The following is a 23,812-nucleotide window of genomic DNA, read 5'->3' on the forward strand; positions in this document are numbered from 1 at the left end:
AGACGACCAAGAAGCAGGCGCAGGCCTGGAGTATGAAAATTCCTGCCTTGGTGGGATTCGCCGCACTTGCCATTTTGGTTGGCGGATTGGGTCTTTGGGCAGTGAAGACGCGCCTCGCAGGTGCGATCGTATCCTCAGGAGTGATCGAGGTACAAAGCAACCGTCAGGTGGTCGAACACCCTGATGGCGGCGTTGTTGGCGAAATATTTGTACGCGATGGTGATGTGGTCGCCTCGGGCGAGATGCTGTTGCGGCTGGATGATACTTTCCTATCGTCCGAACAGACGATTGTGGAAGCGCAGCTTTTTGAGCTTCTGACACGGCGTGTCCGGCTTCAGGCCGAACGCGACGGGCTTTCGTCGCAAGAGTTGGCGGCGCGGTTGCACGAGGTTCAGACGGAATACAGCATTGATCTGGACCTGATCGAAGGTCAGCAAAACCTGTTCGACGCCCGGGTGGAAACCCTATCCAAACAGCAAGAACAGCTGAACAAGCAGCTGGTTCAGATCGAGAGTGAGATTGAAGGCACGCAGGCCCAACTCGTTTCGCTGCGCCGTCAGGTTGAATTGATCGAGGATGAGCTGGAAGACCAGCAAAGCCTGTTGAAACGTGGATTGACACAAACCAGTCGTGTACTGGCCCTGCAACGGGAAGAAGCCAGCCTGACAGGTGAAATAGGCCGACTGGAAGCTGCTGTCGCCCGCCTCAAAGGGCAGATCGCTTCAACCGAGATCCAGATCGTTGAACTGTCTGCAACCCGCCGGGAAGAGGCAATTACCACGTTGCGGGACGTACAGGCGCAAGTTGCTGAACTATCGGAACGCCGACTGTCCCTGTCCGAGCGGCTGACACGATTGGACATCCGCGCACCGGTCAGCGGAACAGTATATGGAAGTCAGGTCTTTGCCCTTCAGTCTGTCGTTCAGCCGGGTGAACCCATGATGTATGTTGTTCCACAGGATACGCCATTGCTTGTCGCCGCGCGCGTTGACGCGATCCATGTGGATCAGCTGCATGTGGGTCAACCTGTCGCCCTGCGGTTTCCGGCCTTCAATCAGCGTGAAACGCCTGAATTGGACGGGCAGGTCAAAAACGTGTCAGCCGATACATTCACGGATGAAAAGTCCGGCTTTACATTCTACCGCGCCGAAGTGGTTATGAATGATGGCGAGCTGGACCGTCTCAACGGTCAGGAGCTTTTGCCGGGTATGCCTGTTGAGACACTGATCAAAACCGATGAACGCACCCCGTTGTCCTATCTGGTCAAGCCGATGGCCGATTACTTCAATCGTGCATTTAGGGAATGACGGCAGGGCTATCTCTGGATAACTGCACTTTCCCATTCGGCCAGAAAACGGCGGCGTTTTAATCTGTCCAAAAACGTCATCAGCGCTGGATCAAGCCCTATCGTTTCACGTTCTTCGTCCGTGTCAAAAGGTGCCAAAGGCGGGAGGGTGTGGCCACCACCTGACTGCGTGGATTGCTTTGATACAAGGTGACGAACAAAAGACGCGGCAAATTCGGGTACGGGTGTACCTTCAAGAACCATCACCGTGCGCATCATGGTCGTCTGAAAATCCGACGGCAGGATAACCTCAAGCGTATCCTTGTGCCCGGCGCGCGCATCCGCATAGCTGCCAAGTACATTATAGGCTACGGCGATCTCACCTTTGACAAGATCATCAATCATGTCGCCGGAACAGCAGTACAGACGCACATCCAACCCGCCCATGACTTCCATCAGACGCCAGAACGTTTCTGACGCACGGGCATCCTGCGTCGCAAACAGATACCCTAGACCGGACTGACGGATGTCATAAGTTCCCACCCGGCCCCGAAAACTGTCCGGTCGCATTCGAAGGGCTTCAATCAATTGCTGTCGGGTCTCTGGGACAGGCGCATCGGAAAAGGCGGCACGGTTAATCACGATGGTCGCGGGCTCGAACGTGAAGGCGAAAAGACTGCGATGCCACTGCGCCCAGGACGGCAGGGATATGTCATCTATCACGCGTCCATAACCGTCATTGGCCAGTTTCAGTTGCAGGTCCATGGCGCTGGAAATGACAATATCGAAATCTTCCGGTGCGGTGCGCACGATCCGATCGATGTCGGCAGTACCCGTCACCAAATACTCGACAGAAACGTCAGGGTTTTCCTTGATAAAGCTGGAAATCATAGGCTCAAACAAAAACGTATCGGTGCTTGAGATGACCCGAATATGAGCCTCGTCTGCTTCGGCGTTGAATACTTGCCGATCCTCCCAGACTTGCGCCAGTGTGACGGCAGGAATCCAAAGGATGACTAAAGCGATAATGTAACGCATGCGCCACCTCCCTGCCTGTTGGACAAGTCAAGCGCTCCACCATGCGCTGTTGCAACGTCCTGCGCGATGGTCAGGCCCAAACCGGACCCAATGGTACCACTTGCGTTCTTACCCCGTTCAAACCGACGCGTGAGAGTGTCAATTTCGTTTAAGGGAAACCCCGGGCCACGGTCTTTTACCCGGATTTGAGCCCGTGGCTCCGACGTGACTTCGATGCGAACAGAACTGTCGGCCGGAGCATATTTAAGTGCGTTGTCAATCATGTTGCGCACGGCGTTTTGAATGAGGATGGGGTCACCTGAATACATGACCTGTGGGTCGCCACAAAGCGACAACGACAAGTCCTTCATCTCGGCAATTGGTGTCAGGCGTTGCACAAGGTCACTGACCAAAGCGTTCAGGTCAATGTCTTCCCGCTCAAGATGGTCAGCCCGGAACGTGATCATCGCATGATCCAACAGCTGTCCTGCTGCACGAGAGCTTTCGTCAATGGCACGCACCATCGAGCGCAGCGCCTCGCGGTTTTCTTCTTTTTCAACCCTTTGTAAAGTGGCGTCAGCATAGGACCTGACCGTAGCAAGAGGGGTGCGAACACGGTGGGCCGCCTCGGCAATAAAGTCTTCTGACTGGCTGAGTGACTGATCAAGCCGACCCATCAATGAGTTCAGCGAAGCAACCAAGGGGGCCATTTCGCGGGGTACCGGCTTTTTGAACGGGCTCAGATCCTGCGGCCCACGGCGGGTGACAGAGGTTGTCAATCTATTCAACTGCCCGATGGTCGAGGACGTCGCCCAGAAGGAAAGAGCGGCAGCAAGGGCAAAGAACCCTACGCCCAGAATCGCTGCATTGCGCGAAATCTGGTCCAGAGTTTCGGCCAACGCGTCTTGTGTCTGCCCCAGCGCGACCACCAGTTCGGTTTGCTTATCCAATCCCACCAAAGTCCGGCTGGCGCTGACCTGACGAATGGTTTCACCGCGAATCTGACTGGAACTGAAAAGCGACTTTCCGTCACGCGGTCCAATGGTCGGTGGAAAATCCTCGTATCCGGAAAGAAACGTGCCGTCCTGAAAAATAGAATAGAAGATCCGGTCGTCCGCAGGGGTGCTTAGCATCGCGAAGGCGGCATATGGGATATCGACCTCCAGCTCCCCTTCCCGCAAAGCGGCCGCATCGAGGATTGAGGCCACTGATGCACCAAGTATGTTGTCTTGCCCCTGTTGCGCGACCTGCGCAGCATAGTTTCGGACTGCGACAAACAGCAGGAACGCAAGTATGGCCGCGCCGCCGATCAGTGTCAGAACCAGCCTGTTCCGCAGCGATCCTGACACATTGGGATCAGGAGGCATGGTCAAGTCTGTATCCCAGCCCACGAAGCGTGGTGATCTTCAGGTCCGAGGGTTCCAGATGCTTGCGCAAACGGCCCACATAAACTTCGATCGCGTTATCAGAGACATCATCATCATAAGAAAACAGCCGGTCCGTTAGTTTTTGTTTCGAAAAAACCTGACCAGGTGCGCTGATGAACAATTCCAGCAGGCGCAGTTCACGATTGCGCAGCGACACGGTCTCGTCACCCACGGTCAGATGGCCAGCCAGGGGATCGAATACGATGCCGCCGACTTCTATCGTTGTCTTCGTATTCCCGGATTTACGACGCAGAACTGCGCGGCAGCGCGCTTCAAGCTCGGCATGATCAAACGGTTTGGTGACATAATCGTCAGCACCAAGATCAAGCGAGCCGATTCGATCCGAAACCTGACTGCGGGCCGTCAAAACGATCACCGGCGTGTCCAAATGGCTCGCGCGATGCCGCTTGAGGAAATCGCGACCGTCCCCATCCGGCAGCATGATATCCAGCAGGATCAGATCGTATTCCTGAGTTTCAACGAAGGCAGTAGCATCACCTAATGTAGACGCGTTATCAACCACATGCCCGTCTAACCTCATGCGGGAACTGATTGCGTTTGCGAGGTCTAGATTGTCTTCGACAAGCAGAAATTTCATCGGGCTTTTATACTATTCTCGCGCGTGACAGGTTGATGTCAGGTTGGTGTGTTTTTGTTCTTCCCAATCTGAGCCGCCATGCGGCCCGTTGTCAAATGGGAGGACATCATGACAACATTCGCACTGGGCCGTCGCGCCCTTATCGCAGCTGTAGCTGCAGTAGGTCTTGCAGGACCTGTTCTGGCTGAAGACCAGGTAGTGGACAGCATCCACTTTCTGATCCCCGGCGGCGCCGGTGGTGGTTGGGACGGTACCGCCCGCGGCACCGGCGAAGCGCTGACGAACGCCGGTCTTGTGGGCACCGCGTCTTATGAAAACATGTCAGGCGGTGGTGGCGGCAAAGCCATCGGCTATCTGATTGAAAACGCCGACAGCAACCACGGGACATTGATGGTAAACTCCACGCCAATCGTGATCCGTTCGTTGACTGGCGTGTTCCCTCACAACTTCCGCGACCTGACGCTGGTGTCGGGTACGATCGGTGATTACGCAGCCATTGTTGTCGGCAAAGACAGCCCCATCAACTCTATGGGTGATCTGCTTGCTGCCTTCGACGCAGACCCGGGCAACACGGCCATCGGCGGTGGCTCGGTTCCTGGTGGTATGGACCACCTGGTCGCAGCCATGGTGATGGAAGCGGCCGGAAAAGATGCGCTTGGCGTGAAGTACATTCCATATGATGCGGGTGGCAAAGCCATGGCTGCCCTTCTGTCCGGTGAGATCGCAGCGCTGTCTACAGGTTTCTCTGAAGCCGTCGATCTGGCCAACGCAGGTGAAGTCAAAATCATCGGCGTCACATCGGCAGATCGCGTAGATGCCGCCCCAGACGCGATGACCATGAAAGAACAGGGCATCGACACCACCTTTGTGAACTGGCGTGGCTTCTTTGCGGCCCCGGGTCTGCCCGAGGACAAGCTTGCAGCCTACCAGGCCGCGATTGCCAAGATGTACGACACCCCGGAATGGGAAGAGGTTCGTGCACGCAACGGTTGGGTGAACATCCACAACTCGGGCGATGATTTCCGGTCATTTCTTGAGCAGCAGGAACAACAGATCGGTGATCTGATGAAGAAGCTGGGCTTCCTCTGAATACAATTTGGGCAGAGCGGTAACCCGCTCTGCCATCCCTGACGACGAAAAAAAGGAGGGGGTCTCATGGCGCTGGATCGCTGGATCGCGCTCATTCTTCTGGGTGTTTGTTTAACATATGGCTACGCCGCTTGGTTCACGATGGACAGTAGTCTACCCCCTTTCATGCAAAGAAACCCCATATGGCCAAGCACTTTCCCAAAAGTCTTGTCAATTCTGGGGATCATCACGGCCACGATCATTCTGCTGGGCTTTGAAAAGGCTGAACCCAGCGAACCTGAAATCGATTACCGGCGGTTGGGCGATTACCATCTTGGTCAGGCGATCATGCTGCTGGTTCTGATGGTTGTCTACGCGTTGTGCCTGCGTCCCGTCGGGTTCCTGATCTCAACTTCAGCCTTCCTGATCTTTGGGTCTTTTATCCTGGGTGAACGAAAATGGCATATCATGCTGCCCGTCGCCCTGATCGCCACCGGTACGGTCTGGTATCTGGTTCAGGAAGTCCTTGGCATATACATGCGCCCTTTGCCCGGCATTTTCGGAGGCTGACATGCTTGAAGGACTTCTGATTGGCCTGCAAACGGCATTCTCACTGCAAAATCTGCTGATGGTCGTGGCGGGCTGTCTGATTGGCACATTCATCGGAATGCTGCCGGGTCTGGGCCCGATGTCGATCATCGCCATCATGATCCCGGTAGCTATTTCCATGGGCGACCCGTCCGCTGCGCTGATCTTGCTGGCCGGTGTGTATTATGGCGCCATTTTTGGTGGTTCGACCTCTTCTATTCTGCTGAATGCGCCGGGGGTCGCGGGTACCGTCGCCTCAAGCTTTGACGGCTACCCAATGGCACGTCAGGGCAAAGCGGGCAAAGCCCTGACCATTGCAGCAATCGCGAGTTTTGCAGGCGGTACGCTAGGCGCATTGCTTTTGATGATTTTCGCCCCTGCCCTGTCGTCTGTTGCGTTGCTTTTCCATTCAGCCGAGTATTTCGCGCTAATGGTTGTCGGCTTGTCGGCCATTGCCGCCTTTGCGGGAACAGGTCAGGTTGCCAAGGCTATCATAATGACAATCCTTGGATTGATCATGGCCACCGTTGGCGAAGGCGCACTGTTCAATATGCCTCGTTTCACCATGGGCATCATGGATTTGCAGTCGGGCTTTGGCTTTATCACACTTGCAATGGCCATGTTCGCGTTACCCGAGGCGCTGTTTCTTGTTCTCAAACCCAAGGACCTTAAGGGCGAAGAAGGTGAAATCAAGGACCTGCGCATAAGCAGGGAGGAAGCCAAAGCCATTGCTCCGGTGATTGGCCGCCAGTCTATCCAAGGGTTTTTCATCGGCGTTCTGCCCGGTGCAGGCGCAACGATTGCCAGTTTTCTGGGCTACGCAGTCGAACGTAACATCGCTCCAAAGGCCGAGCAGGACGAATTCGGCAAAGGGTCAATCAAAGGGCTGGCCGCGCCTGAAACAGCAAACAACGCCGCCTGTACAGGCTCGTTCGTGCCGCTTCTGACGCTTGGCATTCCCGGATCGGGAACGACGGCGATCCTGCTTGGCGCATTGATTGCCCTGAACGTGACGCCGGGCCCACGCCTTATGCTGGACGAACCGCAGATCTTTTGGGCGGTCATCATGTCCATGTTCATTGGCAATCTGGTACTTCTGATCCTGAATCTGCCGCTGATCCCCTATATTGCCAAAGTTCTCTCGGTGCCGCGTAACTATCTGATCCCCTTTATTTTGTTCTTTACTCTGATGGGGGCCTATATCGGACAGAACAATGCAACCGAACTGCTGATACTGGTGGGTTTTGGGGTATGTGCAACGGCGTTGAAATTTGCTGATTACCCACTGGCACCACTGCTGATCGGTTTCATCCTCGGCGGTATGATGGAAGACAACTTCTCACGGTCCATGCAGTTGTACGATGGTATCGCCTTTATCTGGGAACGCCCGATGACGCTGGGTCTGCTGGTTATTGCGGCGCTTCTGGTGCTCCTACCCAGCTACCGCGCGCGCCGTGCACAGGCCCGGGCGGAAGGGGTTGCCGAAGGTGACTGACCCGCTGGCGGGAATACGGGTTCTCGATCTGACCAATGTCCTCGCGGGTCCGTATTGCTGCTACCAACTGGCATTGATGGGTGCCGACGTGATCAAGGTCGAACGCCCCGATGGTGGCGACCTTGCTCGCGTTCTGGGTGCAGATCCCGCCAGAAACAAGGCGGGGATGGGGATCAGTTTTCTGGCGCAGAACGCCGGAAAAAAGTCTGTCACGCTGGACATGAAATCGGAAAAGGGCAAGGCGCTGCTGAAACGCCTTGTCCAGTCAGCTGAAGTTCTGGTGGAAAACTTCCGGCCCGGAGTAATGGATCGTCTTGGTCTTGGTTATGAAGTTCTGCGCAACGTTAATCCCAACCTGATCTATTGCGCCATCAGCGGGTTCGGGCAGGATGGCCCCCGGCGCGGCGATCCAGCTTATGACCAGATTGTGCAGGGTATCAGCGGCGTGATGTCAATCACCGGCGCCCCCGACACGGCACCGTATCGCGTCGGCTATCCGTTGGCGGACACGGTCGGGGGGATGACGGCCGCCTTTGCAGTCGCGGCGGCATTGAACGCCAACCCACGCGGCACCTATCTGGATGTTGCGATGTCCGAAGCCGTTATTTCGACAATGGGTTGGGTTGTTTCAAATTATCTGGTGGGTGGCGTAACGCCCGGAGCGCATGGGAATGAGAACACAACCTCGGCCCCCTCAGGTACATTTGCCACGCGGGACAGCCCTATCAACATCGCGGCCAATCGGGACGAGCAATGGCAGGCACTTGCCCGCTGTCTCGGGCGGGATGACCTGCTGGACAACCCCGACTACGCAACGCGTGAAGATCGCAAAACAAACCGCCACGCCTTACGTACAGAACTGGAACGCACCCTAAAGACGAAGGCCGCGTCCGAGTGGGCGAGTGAACTAAACGCATTGGGGGTACCGACAGGACAAGTTCTGACCGTGCCCGAGGCCCTTGCAGACCCGCAACTTTCCGATCGCGGTCTGATTGGCTCTTTGTTGGTTCACGGCGAACAAATGCAACTTGCAGGCAGTCCCGTCGTAATGGATGGCGCCCGGCGAATGCCGCAAATCGCGCCACCAAAACTTGGGGCCGACAACAAGGCGGTGTGGTCCGAAATCGGATTGACCGACGCGGAAGTCGACGCGCTGAGCAGAGAGGGGATCATATGAGCGATGTGTCAGATTGCTGGGCAACATCCATCATCGATATGGAACCTGGCCGGATAGACCTGCGCGGGGAGCCGATTCAAAACCTGATCGGACGCTTTGGTTTTGCGGAGATGATCTGGTTTATGGTACGCGGCGACCGCCCATCAAAAGCGCAGGCCCAATTGTTCGAAGCCGCGCTGGTCGCGGCAGTCGACCACGGTCCTCAGGCACCGTCGATTGCAACCGCGCGCATGGCGGTTACCTGTGGCCTGCCTCTCAACAACGCGATGGCGAGCGCTGTGAACATGTTGGGCGACATTCATGGAGGGGCTGGCGAGCAGGCCGTGGAACTCTACCACTTTGTGGGCCATTACCCTGGCACTTTGGCGCAGGCAATCGATGCGTGGATCGAAAGCCACGGAAAGATACTTCCGGGTTTTGGACACAGGTTTCACACGCCCACAGACCCCCGCGCGCCGCGCCTGATGGACTTGGTCGCCGAAGCGGTGAAAACCGGTGCTTGCGATGGGCAATTCATGCGCATTGCGCAGCAGATCGAGGCAGAAATTGCGCGGCGTAAGGGTAAACCCGTCCCGATGAACATCGATGGCGCAACCGCAGTTATTTATGCCGAGCTTGGGTTTGCGCCACCATTGGCGCGCGGCCTTTTCTGCCTGACCCGATCAGTGGGTATTCTGGCACATGCCTGGGAGCAGATGCAGCAAGGTGGTCGCAACAAAGGGCCGACCCCACCCTCATATCGCTGGACGTACCAGCCGGGTTAAGCGCTTTTCCGATGGGATCGATTTGCCAACAGATCGGCGGCCGCACGGGCAATAACCAGCTCTTCATTTGTCGGGATAACCATGGCGACCACTCGGGACAGGTCTGTCGAGATGATCCGATCATTGTCCGCGTTGGCATCGGGATCCAGTTCAATCCCCAGCCAGCCCATTCCGGAACATACCCTGTCGCGTACAAGGCGCGAGTTTTCTCCGATACCACCTGTGAAGATCAAGGCATCAATACCGCCCAATATTGCGGCCATTGCCCCAAGTTCGCGGCGGATGCGGAACGTGAAATAGCTAATGGCCTGTCGGCTTTCGCGGGTATCTGCTTTTTCAAGAGTGCGCATGTCGCTTGAAAGTCCCGAAAGACCCAGCAACCCTGATTTGCGAAACAGAAGGTCGGAAATCTCTGAGGCGCTCAACCCTTCCTGATCCATCAGATACAACAAAACACCGGGATCAAGCTGACCGCAACGGGATCCCATCGGCAGACCGTCCAACGACGAAAACCCCATGGTCGAACCGACGGATCGCCCCCCGATCATGGCACACATCGACGCACCGTTGCCCAGATGCGCAACCACAACCCGCCCCGCGTGCAAAAGCGGCGCGGTTTTGGCCAAATGGTCTGAGATGTATTCATAACTAAGCCCGTGAAAACCATAGCGTCGGACGCCTTTGTCGTAATACTCGCGCGGCAGGGCGAATACGTCGTTCTCCCAGGGGTGGTTGCGATGAAAGGCCGTGTCGAAACAGGCAATCTGGGCGGCATTCGGAAAACGTTCCATAGCTGCCTTGACGCCAGCCAGGTTGTGCGGCTGGTGCAGAGGTGCATACGGAGAGAGCTTGTCCAACTCCTCCAAAGCAGCGGCGGTCAACGGCAAAGGCGTATCGATCTCAGGTCCGCCGTGAACAATACGATGCCCAACCGCGGTGACCTCGCAACTGGGGAAGGCCCGTGACAACAGGTTCAGTACCCAGTCCAGGGCGGCGGCGTGATCGTGAATATCTCCTGCCGTGCCATTCGCCAGAACTCCACCGCCAGATGACCGCGCCTTGACGATTGGCTCAGGCTCACCGATCCGTTCGACCACACCGGTGCACACCATGACTGGATCGTCTTCTGTCAGTTCGAACAGGCCGAACTTCATCGAAGACGATCCGGCATTCAGGGTCACGACATGTGTCATGCATATCCTCTGGTTTGCGAAAAGGTGAAGTTCCTAAGGTTTACTGATCCGCTCTGGTACAAGGTTGAGTTTAAGACATTACCCAAGACTACGAGCCAGCCAACCGCTACAAACCCTGGTCTTTGCAAATCTCCATGGAAGAAAAGATCGTTCAGCCCATTTTTTTCCGGGGTGCCAACATCACCTTCATTCCTGCCAACCTAGTCGTAATCATGGATTGGAACACGTGCAAGGCACTAAGCTGACGCTGTCAAACACGGGTTCCGAAGCAAAGTTCACTTCATCCTCCGCGACGGTTTCCTCCACCCCCTTGTTTTCGCATGGTCAACCCAATGCGTTTTCTCGCGACATCAACATCGACGACACGTACTTTAACCACCTGCCCGGTTTTAACCACGTCATGCGGATCTTTGACAAACCGGTCCGCCAGCTGGCTGACATGAACCAGCCCATCCTGATGCACGCCGATATCCACAAAAGCGCCGAAAGCGGCGACGTTGGTGACTGTGCCTTCCAAAACCATTCCGGGTTTCAGATCGGTGATTTCTTCGATGCCATCGGTGAAAGATGCGGAGACAAAACTGGGTCTGGGGTCGCGTCCGGGCTTTTCAAGTTCGGCAAAGATGTCCCGAACCGTCGGCAGGCCGAAATCCTGAGTTACAAATTGTTCCGCCCGCAACCCCTTTAACGCGCCATCATGGCCCATGATGTGACGGATATCGCGACCGCAGGCGGCAACGACCCGGCGCGCAATGTCATAGGCTTCGGGGTGCACTGAAGACGCGTCTAAAGGCTCTGAACCGTCCCTGATGCGCAGGAAACCGGCGCATTGTTCGAACGCACGTGGTCCAAGGCGGGCGACGGACAGCAAATCCTTCCGCGATAGGAAGGGCCCATTCAGGTCACGGTGGGTGACAATCGCTTCGGCCTGCGCCGGACCCAGACCAGACACGCGTGACAGCAAAGGGGCAGATGCGGTGTTCAGATCAACCCCGACAGCATTCACCACATCCTCGATCGCGGAATCCAGCGACTGTGACAGGCGATGCTGATCCACATCATGCTGATACTGGCCAACACCAATGGATTTCGGTTCGATTTTAACCAGCTCGGCCAAGGGGTCCTGCAATCGGCGCGCAATCGAGACCGCGCCACGTAGCGAGACATCCAGATCAGGAAATTCGCGCGCAGCCAGTTCAGATGCGGAATAAACCGAAGCGCCAGCTTCTGACACCACCACTTTTGTTGGTGCTTTCACCGTCTTGGGTAGAAGTGCAAGAGTGTCTGCAACCAACCTTTCGGTTTCACGGCTGGCCGTCCCGTTCCCGATTGCGATCAGTTCGATCCGATGAGCTGATATCAGATTGAGGATACTGGCCTGTGCACCTCGCAGATCATTCTTCGGCTGAAACGGGTACAAGGTGTCGGTGGCGACAACCTTGCCGGTCGCATCAACAACAGCAGCCTTTACGCCCGTACGAATGCCCGGATCCAGACCCAAGGTCGCCTTGGCACCTGCCGGTGCGGCAAACAGCAGATCCTTGAGGTTTCGCGAGAAGACCTGAATGGCTTCGTCTTGCGCCCGGCTGCGCAGGTCAGCCATCAGTTCGACCATCATGGACAGCGAAAGTTTCACCCGCCAAGTCCAGCCCGCGACTTTGCGCAACCACACGTCTGCTAGCCCAGTGCCACGTGTCTGTAGATGGGCGGCGACAATCGTCTCGGCCCGCGCGGCACCAAACTCCGGTTCAGGCGCGATATCCAGCGTGACGATGCCCTCTTTGGATGCCCGCAGCATCGCCAATGCCCGATGTGACGGCACGTCCGCCCACAATTCGGAATGGTCAAAGTAGTCACTGAACTTGGCGCCGTCCTTTTCCTTGCCTTCTATGACCTTTGCGCTGAGCAGAGCCTCGTGCTGCATGAAACTGCGCAATTCGCCCAGCAGAGCGGCGTTTTCTGTCAACCGCTCGGTCAAAATATCCCGCGCACCGTTCAAAGCATCCCGGGTCGTTGTTACCGCCTCGGTGAGGTACGCCGCGGCTAATATTTCAGGGTCGCAGTTGCGGTCCGCCAGAATAGCGTCAACCAAAGGTTCAAGCCCATTTTCGCGTGCAATCATCGCCTTGGTGCGCCGTTTTGGCTTATACGGCAGATAAATGTCTTCCAACTGCGCTTTGGTTTCCGCGCGCGCAATGGATTTACTCAGATCGTCGGTCAGTTTGCCCTGATCCTTGATCGAGTTCAGAATGGTTTCACGCCGCGCTTCAAGCTCGCGCAGATAAGTCAGCCGCTCAGACAGCAGGCGCAATTGGGTGTCGTCCAATCCTCCGGTTGCTTCTTTCCGGTATCGGGCGACAAAAGGCACGGTTGCTCCTTCGTCCAGTAGCTTGATCGCGGCACCGACCTGCTCGGAACGTGCCTTAATCTCGGTGGCGATAGTGCGGGCGATACGGTCCAATGGTGCCTCCTGAAGCGACGGTGGAAGAACTTCTTAACCAGCCGTTTCGGCAAGGGGAAGACCCTTGGTTCACTCCGCAGTCAGGCCGTTTCAGTTTGGCTGTTCATCAAGTCAGCACGCCAGGCAGTGTCCACATCAAACCCACGGCATAAGTCCGCGATACGGGCTACGCGTGCTTACCGAATGGGCCATATGTGCCAAGGTCACCAGATCATAAACCGGCAGGCTCAATTCCTTCTGAATTGAGGCCGCGTAAGGCGGTAGATCGGTGCATTCCAGTACCAGCGAACGGATTTCCGGTGTATCGCGTTTCAGTTTGCGTACAGCATTCAGAACTTCAGCCTCAATCAGATCGGTATCCATTCGGGTGCGCGTATTGCGCAGGATGACTTCGGCGAACTCGGTCGTGTTCTCAAGACCCTGCACAGCTACGGGGATGTCCCCTGCCCCAACCCCATCGAAATGGCGTTGCGTCAGCGCCGAGGAATCGGCGGTTATCACTCCTACCGGTGCACTGGCACCGGTCATGTGATAAGCCAGCGGCACCTGAATCAGGCTTGAGGCAAAAACGGGCACGGACACGGCTTCGGCCAGCTCTTTCTGGAACAATGCAAGAAACCCGCAACTGCCAGTGATGGCCCGCACACCTTCGGATTCAAGCCTCTGCGCGCCTTTGATGAAGGGCTCCAGCAACTCTGGTGTCGGGTTGTTCAGCAGCTTTGGTACTGTGACGCCTTCAATCATCTCATACAGCACCGGGAACGGAAGACTCGATGGGTTTTTGATATGGCCCGGAGGTTTGGGGAAATAGCTTTCCAGGCACAAAACCCCGATGGATGCCCCGCAGATATTCTGTCCACCTGGGTAGATCGGCATGACGTTGTGATCCTTCTCGAGAAGTCGCTTCGCGTGTTTCAAAACCGCGACAAGGCAAATGGGTCCAGACTGATGTTCAGACGCTGTCCAGCTACCAGATCGGCCACAAGCTCTCCGGTTTTAGGCGCCATCATCAGGCCATAGTGGGAATGACCGAAAGCGCTGAACAATCCCTGATGTCCGTCAATCGGCCCGATGGCAGGCAAGCTGTCTGGAAACGATGGGCGGCGCCCCATCCAGAATTGCGTGTCGGCGGTATTAAGATCCGGTATCATTGCCTTGGCTTGTCGCGTCAGTAACGCCTGTTTTCGTGGATCGGGCGGGGCATCTACACGCGCAAACTCGGCGGTGCCTGCCACACGCAGCCCGCCCTGCATCGAACTGGCAACCACTTTGGCATCCACATCCATAACCGAATTCTGAAGGCTCGCCAAAGGTGCGGGGAACTGAACATGATACCCACGTTCAGCAGCCAGCGGCACAGACAGACCCAAGGGTTTCAAAAGCTCGGCAGACCACACACCTGCAGCCAATATGACTGTATCAGCCTGAAGCGTATCGGTCTGGGTTGTCAGATGCCACCGCCCCTCGTCGGTACGGTTCAGTTTTCGAACTTCGGCCCGAATAAACTCAGCGCCTTGTTGGCGCGCTTTTTCAGCCAGAACCGCGCCAACCTGACCGGGTGATGTAATCCGTGCCTGACCTTTGATAAGGATCGCTGCTTCGAAATCCCTGGATAGAGCGGGTTCAATTCGGCGCAACTCTGGGCCGTCGATCCTCTCGAGTTGCCCACCTTTCTCCTGTCGGATCAGATATCCCAGCGCCTTCAGGTCAGCTTGATTCGGGTGTCGGAAAGCATGGATGTAGTTGGAATCGACAATCAGGTCTTCATAACCAGTGTTCTGCAAATGACGTCGATACAACTCTATCGACGGTCTGCAAAGAAGCTCCATCGCATCCGAGATTCGGCGGACCGATCGTTCATCAGATGCTTTCAAAAACCTCAGGCCCCAAGGGACCATCCTCGGCCAGAACGAGGCCCTGACGGACAAGGCGCTTTTGGGGTCCAGCAGCATCCGGGGAATTGCCTTCCAGATACCGGGAACCGCTTGGGGGATCACTGACCATGGCGAGACGACACCGGCATTACCGAATGAGGTCTCCTGCCCGGGCTCTCCCCGGTCAATCAACCGCACGGTTTTGCCACGTTCCTGCAATGACAGCGCGCAGCAGATGCCGACGATCCCGGCGCCGATTATGGTAACACGTTCAGACATGTCAGGCCGTTGCTTGAGTTCGGGTACGGGCGATCAACTGCGCAACGATCACGGGTGACGCCACAGCCAGCGCGATCAGGTCAGCCGTTAACGTGGGTGCCACGAAGATGATCCCGGCAAAGGCCATCAGAATACGAGACAATACGTTGAGCGGTTGCAGCCAATAGCCGACGACCGCCGCGGACAGAGCGATGACCCCCGCTATGCAACTTGCCGCAGTATATGTGAATTCCCAAAAATCAAACCCTGTGGAGGACACGAACAACAAAACCGGCGCATAGACGAATGCCATCGGCGCTATCACCTTGCCCAACCCGAGCGTAAACGCGGACAGCCCGGTGCGGAACGGATTTGAGTTGGCGATCGCAGCTGCCGCATAAGCCGAGGTACAGACCGGAGGTGTAATTTCGGATACCACACCGTAGTAAAGCACGAACAGGTGGCTTGCGATGGGCGGAACACCCAACTGGGCCAGCGCGGGCTGCGCAACCGAAACCAGCATGATGTAAAGCGCGGTGGTTGGAATACCCGCCCCCATCAAAATGCAGACGACAGCGATGAAGATCAGTGAGATGAACAGTTGCAGGTCTTCGATTGCAAACAGCTGGAAGCTGCCGAACGAGATCATATTATAAAGATCCGCCGCCAGATTGCCTGCCCCTTGCGTGACCATAAATCCGATACGAAAGCCGATACCGGTGGTGTTAATCACACCCACAACGATACCCACAGCGGCGGCAGCGGCACCCACGGCCAGCGAGTATTTTACGCCCAGTTCGACAGCAGCCAGCATCTCGGGCACTTCGATACGTTTTTGTGGGTTCAGTGTGGCTGTCACAGACAGCGCGCAGAGTATCGCGGTCATTGTCAGGTCGAACCCGCCATCCGAGAATTTCCACAACACAAAGGCCAGAAACGCCGCCGCGTAAATCAGCGTTGGTGGCTGCTTGATACGCGACATACCCGCGATCACCGCCAGCGATATGCCGCAGAAGGCCGACATGAATGGCGTGTAACCGGTAAACAGCACCACCAGCAGGCCAATCAGGGGCACGATATTGGCCCAACCTTCAGCCCAGACAGCTTTAAGCTGCGGTAATTGCTCTTTCGTCAGACCCTTCAGGTTCAGCTTGCGCGCCATCAGATGCACAACTGCAAAGACACCCACGTAGTGCAGAAGCGCCGGGAAGATCGCCGCAATGACAATAGTGGTGTAAGGCACCTCCAGGAACTCGGCCATGATAAAGGCCGCGGCTCCCATGATGGGCGGGGTGATCTGGCCGCCCGCCGAGGAAGCGGCCTCGACCCCGCCCGCGAAATGGCCCGGATAACCCAGGCGTTTCATGTTCGGGATGGTTAGCGCTCCGGTTGAAACCGTGTTGGCGACTGAAGACCCCGAGATCGTTCCAAAGAATGCCGATGAAACGACCGATACCTTGGCCGGGCCACCTGTATAGCGACCCGCCAGAATGGTGGCATTGTCGATAAACAACTGTCCCAACCCGGTGCGCTGCGCGATCACACCAAACAAAACAAAATGGAAGACTATGGTCGAAACGACCCAAAGCGTGACGCCATAGATGCCTTCCTGCGGAAAGTACATCGACGACACGAAGGTTTTGAAATTTACACCGGGATGCTGCAACAAACCGGGAAAATAAGGACCAAGCAGAGCGTAAGAGATGAATACGCAGATAATCAGCGGCAGCACCCAACCCAGCGTGCGACGGGCGATGTCAAGTACCAGCAGAATGATAACCACGCCAAGAAAGACATCGTAATTGTTGGGATTACCCATACGAAAAGTCTGTTCCTCGATCCCGAGAAAGGGAATACCGCGCCAGGCAAATCCAACGTAAAGCGCCGCAACGATGCCAAATGCCATGAATACCAGGTCATAAAGCGGGACGTTCCCGATACGAAACCTGCTGATTTTGAGCGCATATAGGTTTTTGGCCCCGACAATCGGAATGGTCGCGTAAACCAGTATGAATAACAGGGCCAGATAAATGCCCATGTGCCAGTGGTCCGCCGGCAAGCCGAAACCTGCGGTGAAGAATTCATAGGACGCGAATAACAGGGCAACAACCCGCAGAACCTTGGCCGTGTTCGGTGTAACCTGACGTACTGCGGCGCCTTCGTCGAACTGTTCTTCGATGGCTGCCAGTTCTTCGGCTGTCAGGTCGTGGTCATCGCGTGTTTCGGTCTCGGACATGATGGCCCTCTGATTGCGCGTGTAAGGAGAGTGCGGTGCCCCGCACAGGGGCACCGACGACAGGCTTCAATGAGGTTCGATTACTGCAGAAGGCCTGCTTCTTTATAGAACTTCTCTGCACCAGGATGCAGCGGGACACCCAGTGCTTCGACCCCGTCCAAAGCTGTGTCAGCTGTGATCTGCTTGCCTTTGGCGTGACCGTTGTCCAGCAGTTTTCGGGTGTTGTCGTTCCACAGTGCTTTGGTCAGCTGATAGACCAGTTCTTCGGACAGATCCGACGACACAACCAGCATAGCGCTGACCGCTGGGGTCTTGGTTTCGGAGTCAATCCCTTCATACACACCGCCCGGTATGGCGGAAGGGATATAGGCCGGAATGATCTCGTTAATCTTGGCAAGGTCTTCGTCACTGAACGAGTGCAGGTTCATGCCTTTTGTCGATGACAACTGCACCATAGCGGCGACCGGCCAGCCAGCTGCGTAGAAATACGCGTCCAGCTGCCCATCGGCCAGACGCTCGGCGCTCTGACTGTTGTTCAGCTCTGCTTCGTCCATGTTATCGCGGTTTACGCCCCATGCATCCAACATCTGCAGCACGGCCACCTGTGTGCCTGAACCCGCCTGTGCGATACCCACGCGCTTGCCTTTGAGATCGCTCAGGTCACCAATGGTCTGACCTGCGGGCAGAACCAGATGCAGATCCTCTGGGAACAGGTTTGCTACAATGCGCAGCTTGGGATGCGGCTTGCCTTCGAACTTGCCTTCGCCCAGATACATCGAACGGGTGACATCAGCGGCGGCCAGACCGGCCTCAAGCTCGCCATTCTCCACTGCCGCGTTGTTAAAGACTGACGCAGTTGTTGATTGTGCAATCGCGATCAGGCCGGGTACGCCGCACTGACCACCCTCTTCGCAGGGGCGCGAGCCCGGAGGGGCCGAGATCCCATTTGCGATAGTTCCGCCAATCGGAAAATAAGTGCCGCCTGCACCACCGGTGCCAATACGGAAAAAAGTTGGGTCCTGTGCAAGTGCAGGCGCGGCCATAGCGCCTGCCAAAGCCAGACCTGTCAGGCATTTCATCAGTCTCATCGTAAGCTCCCAGTTTTGGATCATTGGATTCGGTTTGTCCGAACTCTGATCCAATCAGCCTATGGAGATTTACCATAAATACAAATTTGTTATATTTAACTAAACTGAAGTTTGGCTTATGGATGTGGAATGAACCTTACTCAATTGACTGTTTTTCGTGAGGTGATGGAAAGCGGCTCTATCTCTCAAACCGCAAAAAAGCTGAACCGGACACAGCCGGCCATCAGCCTTGCGCTCAAGAACCTAGAAAAAAGTTTGGGGCTGATCCTGTTCGAACGAAGAGGGCGCCGTTTGATTCCAGTACCGGAAGCGCACTACCTATTGTCAGAAACCACTGGTATTCTGGACAGATTATCTACGATTTCCAATACGATGCACGGGCTTCTGAAAGGGAGTTCCGGTAGCTTGAATATTGCAGCGATGCCAGGCCCTTCCACTTTTGCCTTTCCGAATTTCATCAGCCGTTCAGTTGGTGGAAACCCCGATATACAAATTACACTTTCAACCCGCAGCTCTCCGCAGATTATGGAACTGGCGGGTACTCAGAACATCGATTTCGGGTTTGCGGATTTTGAGCATCCGACAGGTAAGCAACCACAGTTCTCAGCCGAGATCATAAGCGGCGACTGTTTTTGCGCGCTGGACAGAGACAACCCTCTGGCGAAAGAAAGCGCCGTTACGATATCCGATCTTGACGGAGTTCCAATGGGCGGGCTGCATGACACGCATCCGTTTCAGGAAAAAGTGCGACAAGCGTTTCAGATGGTCTCGGCGAATTATACGCCAACCGTGACCTGCCAATATTTTCTGCCGCTTATCCCTTTTGTCGGATCGGGCCAATGCTGCACGATTGTCGATCCGTTGACAGTCGTTACCGAGCGGGAGTTGAACATTTCAAACGACCGTGTCGTGTTTTTGCCCTTCAGTGAACCGTTGAGGTATGAATATGCGATCCTGTCACCGAACCACCGGCCTCCGTCCCAGCTAGCGTTGCAGATCAAAGCCGGCTGGAAGGCTGAGGTTTTGTCGATGCTGCATCGAACAGGTGCCAACCCACAGACAGAAATCGCCTGAAAACATACACGTTTCCAGTGCTGCTCAGTTGCGTTGTTCAATTGATGACTCCAGCGTTGACCGCAAAAGTTGCGCATCAAGCGGTTTGTAGAGCAAAGGCAGATTGGCGCGCTTGCAGCGCCTGGCCAGTTCAGATGATCGGTTGGCCGAAATAACGCAGCCGGGCAGAGGTCCAAACTCGTTCGTCAGGGCATGTATCGCGTCGACACCGGTTCTATCGTGATTCAACTGAAAATCGGCAACTATTGCATCGGGCAGAATGTCAATTTCACGAAGAAGATTGATTGCTTCGTCTTCGCTTTCGCTCTCCAAAACCTCGACCCCCCAGGATTCGATGGTCATGGTCAGTGCGCTACGAAGGTTTTCATCATTCTCAATCAACAATACGACCGTGTTACCAAGTACCTTGGAGCCCGGATCGTGGGCCGCAGGGGCGCTGCTGGATGTGGTCTGCTCTTCCTGCGCCAACGGCACTTCGACCGAGAATCCAGTGCCTTTGCCTACTTCGGAAAACAGCTGGATTGGATGTTGCAACAGCCCACAGGCGCGCTCCACGATTGCAAGGCCCAATCCCATACCCTCTGCGGCGCTGGCATCAGAATGCAGGCGCTGAAATTCCTGAAAGACGATGTCTCTTTGGTCTGACGCGATACCGATACCTGTATCCCAGACTTGCAAGGCAATTGCGCCTTTGCGACGCCGCACACCGACCAGAACCTTTCCGGTCTCGGTATATCTGATCGCGTTCGACAGCAGGTTCTGCAAAATCCGACGCAAATAGCTGGCGTCGCTGGTCACACGCGCGTTCGTGTCAACAAATGAGAGCTCAAGCCCTTTTGCCTGCGCCACCGGGCGAAATGCGTCTTCCATCTGCGAAAACAGCGTGCTCACAGATATGGTCGACAAATGCGCGGTGGCCCGTCCTGAATCCAGCTTCGAGATATCCAGCAGCGCTTCCAGAATGTGTTCAACGCTGTTCAGCGCACTTTCAGCCTTGCCTGCAACGGTCTTTGCGTCGTCTTTATCCAGGCCGCTGCCCAGCGATGCAACATAAAGCTTTGCCGCGGAAAGAGGTTGCAACAGGTCGTGACTGGCAGCTGCCACGAATCGCGACTTGGATGCATTTGCACGCTCGGCCTCGTTCAACGCGTCAGCCAGTTCCATTGTGCGAGATGTTACGCGTTGTTCCAACAGCTCTTTGGCTTCGTATAAGGCCTGAGCGGACTTTCGTTCTGCGGTTACATCGGTGAAGGATATCACAAAGCCCCGGTCCGGCATCTCCTGCGCAAACACCGAAAGAATTTTTGACCTTCCGCGGTGCATCTGAAATTGCAGAGGACGGCGATAAGTTTGCCGCGTCACCCAATCCAGCAGATCGGCTTCCGTTACCCCCTTCTGGAACTTGATGTTCGTGCCAAGGCGATTGGACAGCGATTCAAACCGGGTCCCCATCTGAAACTGTGCGATCGGAATGGCCAGCAACTCGCTGGCGCGGTTGTTCCACCCGATCAGACGGTGTTTGTTGTCAAAAATGCAAACGCCCTGTTCGATATGTTCCAGCGTCGCGCGGATCAGCCTGGCCTTGTCATCCAGTATCCGGTCACGCTCCTGCCGTTCGATCCGCATGATATCGGTCACATCGGTTTGCAGGATAACAGTGCCGCCATCCGGCGTGCGGTGTTCGGATACTTGCGACCACCGATTGCCAACAAGCCGGACGTTGAACACCACATGATCGTCCGTATGCCGGTCCAAACGGCTTTTGGCCCAGTCTGTCGGTGTCATCGTTTCAGGCAGGGACAGAAACCCGGATCGGCTGACCAGTTCAACATATTCGGCAAAGCTCAGCCCCGGGCTCAGCCGCTCCTGAATGTCAGGCATATGCAGACCAAAGCGGCTGTTGCACAGCACCAGTTTTTCGTCGCGATTGAAAAGGGCGAACCCCTCCTGCACCGTTTCGATTGCATTGGCCAGGTCAGCGCGTGCGGCTTCTGTGTCCTTGTTCGCCTGTGCCAGTCTGGCATTGGAATCGTTCAGCAATTCAAGGGCACGTTCCAGATCATTCGTCCGGGCGCGGACCTCTTGTTCAAGCACGGCCGCGCGCTGAAATTGCGCATAAGCTGCGCCTGACGCATCGGTGGATTCTTCTACCCGGCGCATTAGCGCTTCGGCAATCTTGCGAAGTTTCTCGTTCTGGCGGTCAACCGAGTCCGTGGGATCTGTAAGATGCTCGATCATACGTTACTCTTTCTCGGGTGGATAAATCGCAACACCCGTCAGAGTTTGGTTCACATGGATTGAGTTGTACTGCTCTCCGTAAGTTGAGAATCCGACAACGTGGTTGCGGGCCAGAATGTCCGAGATTTCGCGGGTCTTTTGCTTTTCCTGCGCTTCCAGTCGGCGGAGAATGCAATCACAGCCCAGAATGGTGTCGGGTTGCCGTTTCTCGGTCAGAAGGCCGATTTCTTCCTCAAGGTGCTCGACCATGTCCCTTGGTTCGGCCAGCGTCAGCACAAGCCCTTCATCAATGGCCGAGAAAAAGACGAGGTCCCCGTTGCCCGCCACCTGCTGAATGGCGCGGACGTGATGCTGCCCGCCAATCTGTACAACAACGGGGTGCGCCGCAAAGGTGAATGTCGTCAGTTGTTCCGGATCCTTGCCAAGGATACGGGCGTATTCGCGGGCGGCGGGCTCAGCGTTGATCTCCTGAACGATGCGCTTTGCCGGATCCGCCTTGGTTACGACCATACGCCGGGTCGTTGGTACCAGATGATCGGTTTTGAACACCTTGATCGGGCACCGCGTACGAACCTGAGTCAGTATGGCAGCATTGCTCAGCGCCTTGCCCTGATGCAGCACATAGGTACGCCGGAACCGGGTTCCATCACCGGCCGATCCGCCAAACAATGGCACCGGCCCCAAACCGACGGCCAACTCGGAGGTCAACGCATCCTCTTTGGTCGACAATCCGTCGATCATCAGGAATGTAAATTCATGGCTCCAGTCGGGCGCCGTGACCATCATGGCATTTCGGTTGTGGATCATCTCGTTGATGATGCTTTCCGCCTCAAAATCGTTCAGATCGGAAACCAGGACCGTACGCGTGTCGAAATGGGATTGCGGAAGGCCGATTGCGACGATCTGGTCTTCGCAATAACCGCTGTCCGCAAGTTCTCCGGCGGTGGTGCAGCCAACCACCGGCGTAGGCGCAAACACCTGCTCGGCTTTGGCAATGACCGCAGCCGCGTCCGCGTTCGGACTAACAAACAATATCACCAGCGCAAGTGGTTCAGCTCCGAATTGACGTTCGAGCACCCCAAGCGCCTGCCCGGTGTCGTAACGCACGAAAGCCGTTTTGACGATGCCTGTTGCACCGGTCCGGGCTGTCGCCCACCCGACTGCTTGGTCCATCGAGCCTCCTCCCTAAAGCGCGACGATGTGGTGAGAGTATGACGCTTAGCCTTGGTCTTGCAAGACGCTGGCAAACGACGCTTTCTTTGCAATCAGAACGGCTTGCGTCCGGCTTTGCACACCCAGTTTCCGCATGATTGCCGTGACATGCGCTTTGACCGTGGGTTCCGCAATGGACAGGTCATAGGCAATCTGTTTGTTCAGCTTGCCCTCACAGATCAGTTGCAGAATGCGGGCCTGCTGATTTGTCAGCGTCGCAAGCCGATTGACCGCGTCGGCGTGTTCATCCTCTTCGACATTGATCAGAACGCACCCTTCGGGCACGAAAACTTTGCCGGAATGCACTGTCTCGAATGCCAGGCGAAACACATCGCGTTGGCTATGCTTGGGCACATAACCCGATGCGCCCGCCTGAATCACCTGACTGACAACGCGATTATCCGTCATCGAGGACACCACAATAACCGGGGCATTCGCAGCAGCCTTCAGACGGACAAGGCCGTCCAGCCCTTCCACATCCGGCAGGTTGAGGTCCAGCATGACCGCGTCCGGTTTCAGCCCCCCTGACAGAAGTTCCATCGCGCCTTCCAATCGGTCTGCGGTATGGATTTCGCCGATCTGCGCCACGCTTTGCAAGGTCATCGACAGCGCGTCGCAAAACAGGGGGTGGTCATCGACGATCAGCACTTTCTCGAAGCCAGACCTTACAACGGAGTCAGCAAGCATTTGGTATTGCCTTTTTCAATCAGGTTGTCCCCAGCTTACCCAATCCTAACAACGAAAGTAATCTGCGCCTAC

At 55.9% G+C, this 23,812-nt stretch carries 19 protein-coding genes; 7 read left to right on the plus strand and 12 right to left on the minus strand.

Going from position 1 to position 23,812, the window contains the following annotated elements; genetic code table 11:
• Nucleotides 1-32 precede the first annotated feature (32 nt).
• Nucleotides 33-1,307 carry an HlyD family type I secretion periplasmic adaptor subunit gene (locus tag ACR0ES_RS14850; protein WP_480871181.1) on the plus strand — a complete coding sequence of 425 codons (1,275 nt, stop codon included), beginning with the start codon at nucleotides 33-35 and terminating at the stop codon, nucleotides 1,305-1,307.
• A gap of 8 nt (nucleotides 1,308-1,315) precedes the next feature.
• Here the strand turns inward: ACR0ES_RS14850 and ACR0ES_RS14855 are convergent, their stop codons facing one another.
• From ACR0ES_RS14855 to ACR0ES_RS14865, 3 genes are read right to left on the minus strand one after another with little or no spacing between them, the layout of a single operon-like run.
• Complete coding sequence (locus ACR0ES_RS14855; RefSeq protein WP_480871183.1) at nucleotides 1,316-2,323, minus strand: ABC transporter substrate-binding protein; 1,008 nt, start codon at nucleotides 2,321-2,323, stop codon at nucleotides 1,316-1,318.
• Nucleotides 2,302-3,669 (minus strand): sensor histidine kinase, encoded by a 1,368-nt coding sequence (locus ACR0ES_RS14860; RefSeq protein WP_480588529.1) that lies wholly within the window; start codon nucleotides 3,667-3,669, stop codon nucleotides 2,302-2,304. The genes ACR0ES_RS14855 and ACR0ES_RS14860 overlap by 22 nt, the downstream gene beginning before the upstream one ends.
• Entirely contained in the window at nucleotides 3,659-4,327 is a 669-nt protein-coding gene (locus ACR0ES_RS14865) for a response regulator transcription factor (protein WP_267366073.1), read from the minus strand. The genes ACR0ES_RS14860 and ACR0ES_RS14865 overlap by 11 nt, the downstream gene beginning before the upstream one ends.
• A 108-nt stretch (nucleotides 4,328-4,435) precedes the next feature.
• Between ACR0ES_RS14865 and ACR0ES_RS14870 the strand changes: the two genes are divergently transcribed.
• From ACR0ES_RS14870 to ACR0ES_RS14890, 5 genes are all read left to right on the plus strand, one after another.
• Nucleotides 4,436-5,416 (plus strand): tripartite tricarboxylate transporter substrate binding protein, encoded by a 981-nt coding sequence (locus ACR0ES_RS14870; protein WP_480871185.1) that lies wholly within the window; start codon nucleotides 4,436-4,438, stop codon nucleotides 5,414-5,416.
• A gap of 66 nt (nucleotides 5,417-5,482) precedes the next feature.
• On the plus strand, nucleotides 5,483-5,965 hold the full coding sequence (locus tag ACR0ES_RS14875; RefSeq protein WP_267366075.1) for a tripartite tricarboxylate transporter TctB family protein: 483 nt from the start codon (nucleotides 5,483-5,485) through the stop codon (nucleotides 5,963-5,965).
• A gap of 1 nt (nucleotide 5,966) precedes the next feature.
• Entirely contained in the window at nucleotides 5,967-7,478 is a 1,512-nt protein-coding gene (locus ACR0ES_RS14880) for a tripartite tricarboxylate transporter permease (RefSeq protein ID WP_480588430.1), read from the plus strand.
• Nucleotides 7,471-8,655, plus strand: coding sequence for a CaiB/BaiF CoA transferase family protein (locus ACR0ES_RS14885; RefSeq protein ID WP_480774232.1), 1,185 nt, complete (start codon nucleotides 7,471-7,473; stop codon nucleotides 8,653-8,655). The genes ACR0ES_RS14880 and ACR0ES_RS14885 overlap by 8 nt, the downstream gene beginning before the upstream one ends.
• Nucleotides 8,652-9,419, plus strand: coding sequence for a citryl-CoA lyase (locus ACR0ES_RS14890; protein ID WP_480871187.1), 768 nt, complete (start codon nucleotides 8,652-8,654; stop codon nucleotides 9,417-9,419). Before ACR0ES_RS14885 ends, ACR0ES_RS14890 begins: the two co-directional genes overlap by 4 nt.
• Here ACR0ES_RS14890 and ACR0ES_RS14895 read toward each other — a convergent pair.
• From ACR0ES_RS14895 to ACR0ES_RS14920, 6 genes are all read right to left on the minus strand, one after another.
• Nucleotides 9,416-10,612, minus strand: a complete 1,197-nt coding sequence (locus ACR0ES_RS14895) for an acetate/propionate family kinase (protein ID WP_480484341.1) — start codon at nucleotides 10,610-10,612, stop codon at nucleotides 9,416-9,418. The genes ACR0ES_RS14890 and ACR0ES_RS14895 overlap by 4 nt on opposite strands.
• Nucleotides 10,613-10,892: 280 nt before the next feature.
• Complete coding sequence (locus tag ACR0ES_RS14900) at nucleotides 10,893-13,073, minus strand: Tex family protein (RefSeq protein WP_480488684.1); 2,181 nt, start codon at nucleotides 13,071-13,073, stop codon at nucleotides 10,893-10,895.
• Between the two features lie 135 nt (nucleotides 13,074-13,208).
• On the minus strand, nucleotides 13,209-13,949 hold the full coding sequence (locus tag ACR0ES_RS14905; RefSeq protein WP_480871189.1) for an aspartate/glutamate racemase family protein: 741 nt from the start codon (nucleotides 13,947-13,949) through the stop codon (nucleotides 13,209-13,211).
• Nucleotides 13,950-13,987: 38 nt separating this feature from the next.
• The gene (locus ACR0ES_RS14910; RefSeq protein WP_480871191.1) at nucleotides 13,988-15,226 is read right to left on the minus strand and encodes an NAD(P)/FAD-dependent oxidoreductase; all 1,239 of its coding nucleotides are present in this window, start codon (nucleotides 15,224-15,226) and stop codon (nucleotides 13,988-13,990) included.
• Between the two features lies 1 nt (nucleotide 15,227).
• Nucleotides 15,228-17,441, minus strand: coding sequence for a TRAP transporter permease (locus tag ACR0ES_RS14915; protein ID WP_480833147.1), 2,214 nt, complete (start codon nucleotides 17,439-17,441; stop codon nucleotides 15,228-15,230).
• An 80-nt stretch (nucleotides 17,442-17,521) separates the two neighbouring features.
• Nucleotides 17,522-18,529, minus strand: coding sequence for a TAXI family TRAP transporter solute-binding subunit (locus ACR0ES_RS14920; RefSeq protein ID WP_480774227.1), 1,008 nt, complete (start codon nucleotides 18,527-18,529; stop codon nucleotides 17,522-17,524).
• A gap of 129 nt (nucleotides 18,530-18,658) precedes the next feature.
• On the opposite strand from ACR0ES_RS14920, the gene ACR0ES_RS14925 reads away from it, so the two are divergent.
• A complete protein-coding gene (locus ACR0ES_RS14925) occupies nucleotides 18,659-19,603 on the plus strand; it encodes a LysR family transcriptional regulator (RefSeq protein ID WP_480774226.1) in 945 nt (314 codons plus the stop codon).
• 24 nt (nucleotides 19,604-19,627) lie between these two features.
• Here the strand turns inward: ACR0ES_RS14925 and ACR0ES_RS14930 are convergent, their stop codons facing one another.
• From ACR0ES_RS14930 to ACR0ES_RS14940, 3 genes are read right to left on the minus strand one after another with little or no spacing between them, the layout of a single operon-like run.
• A complete protein-coding gene (locus tag ACR0ES_RS14930; RefSeq protein ID WP_480774225.1) occupies nucleotides 19,628-21,841 on the minus strand; it encodes a hybrid sensor histidine kinase/response regulator in 2,214 nt (737 codons plus the stop codon).
• A 3-nt stretch (nucleotides 21,842-21,844) separates the two neighbouring features.
• Nucleotides 21,845-23,014 carry an FIST N-terminal domain-containing protein gene (locus ACR0ES_RS14935; RefSeq protein ID WP_480774224.1) on the minus strand — a complete coding sequence of 390 codons (1,170 nt, stop codon included), beginning with the start codon at nucleotides 23,012-23,014 and terminating at the stop codon, nucleotides 21,845-21,847.
• A gap of 45 nt (nucleotides 23,015-23,059) precedes the next feature.
• Entirely contained in the window at nucleotides 23,060-23,740 is a 681-nt protein-coding gene (locus tag ACR0ES_RS14940; RefSeq protein ID WP_480484332.1) for a response regulator, read from the minus strand.
• Nucleotides 23,741-23,812 lie beyond the last annotated feature (72 nt).

It is taken from the genome of Ruegeria sp. N7, assembly GCF_056531345.1.

Bases quoted from the DNA above. Each gene is read 5' to 3' on its own strand.
- ACR0ES_RS14935 (WP_480774224.1), bottom strand. From the start codon at position 23,014: ATGGACCAAGCAGTCGGGTGGGCGACAGCCCGGACCGGTGCAACAGGC.
- ACR0ES_RS14855 (WP_480871183.1), bottom strand. From the start codon at position 2,323: ATGCGTTACATTATCGCTTTAGTCATCCTTTGGATTCCTGCCGTCACA.
- ACR0ES_RS14905 (WP_480871189.1), bottom strand. From the start codon at position 13,949: ATGCCGATCTACCCAGGTGGACAGAATATCTGCGGGGCATCCATCGGG.
- ACR0ES_RS14920 (WP_480774227.1), bottom strand. From the start codon at position 18,529: ATGAGACTGATGAAATGCCTGACAGGTCTGGCTTTGGCAGGCGCTATG.
- ACR0ES_RS14865 (WP_267366073.1), bottom strand. From the start codon at position 4,327: ATGAAATTTCTGCTTGTCGAAGACAATCTAGACCTCGCAAACGCAATC.
- ACR0ES_RS14925 (WP_480774226.1), top strand. From the start codon at position 18,659: ATGAACCTTACTCAATTGACTGTTTTTCGTGAGGTGATGGAAAGCGGC.
- ACR0ES_RS14915 (WP_480833147.1), bottom strand. From the start codon at position 17,441: ATGTCCGAGACCGAAACACGCGATGACCACGACCTGACAGCCGAAGAA.
- ACR0ES_RS14875 (WP_267366075.1), top strand. From the start codon at position 5,483: ATGGCGCTGGATCGCTGGATCGCGCTCATTCTTCTGGGTGTTTGTTTA.
- ACR0ES_RS14860 (WP_480588529.1), bottom strand. From the start codon at position 3,669: ATGCCTCCTGATCCCAATGTGTCAGGATCGCTGCGGAACAGGCTGGTT.
- ACR0ES_RS14870 (WP_480871185.1), top strand. From the start codon at position 4,436: ATGACAACATTCGCACTGGGCCGTCGCGCCCTTATCGCAGCTGTAGCT.
- ACR0ES_RS14890 (WP_480871187.1), top strand. From the start codon at position 8,652: ATGAGCGATGTGTCAGATTGCTGGGCAACATCCATCATCGATATGGAA.
- ACR0ES_RS14895 (WP_480484341.1), bottom strand. From the start codon at position 10,612: ATGACACATGTCGTGACCCTGAATGCCGGATCGTCTTCGATGAAGTTC.
- ACR0ES_RS14910 (WP_480871191.1), bottom strand. From the start codon at position 15,226: ATGTCTGAACGTGTTACCATAATCGGCGCCGGGATCGTCGGCATCTGC.
- ACR0ES_RS14880 (WP_480588430.1), top strand. From the start codon at position 5,967: ATGCTTGAAGGACTTCTGATTGGCCTGCAAACGGCATTCTCACTGCAA.
- ACR0ES_RS14930 (WP_480774225.1), bottom strand. From the start codon at position 21,841: ATGATCGAGCATCTTACAGATCCCACGGACTCGGTTGACCGCCAGAAC.
- ACR0ES_RS14850 (WP_480871181.1), top strand. From the start codon at position 33: ATGAAAATTCCTGCCTTGGTGGGATTCGCCGCACTTGCCATTTTGGTT.
- ACR0ES_RS14940 (WP_480484332.1), bottom strand. From the start codon at position 23,740: ATGCTTGCTGACTCCGTTGTAAGGTCTGGCTTCGAGAAAGTGCTGATC.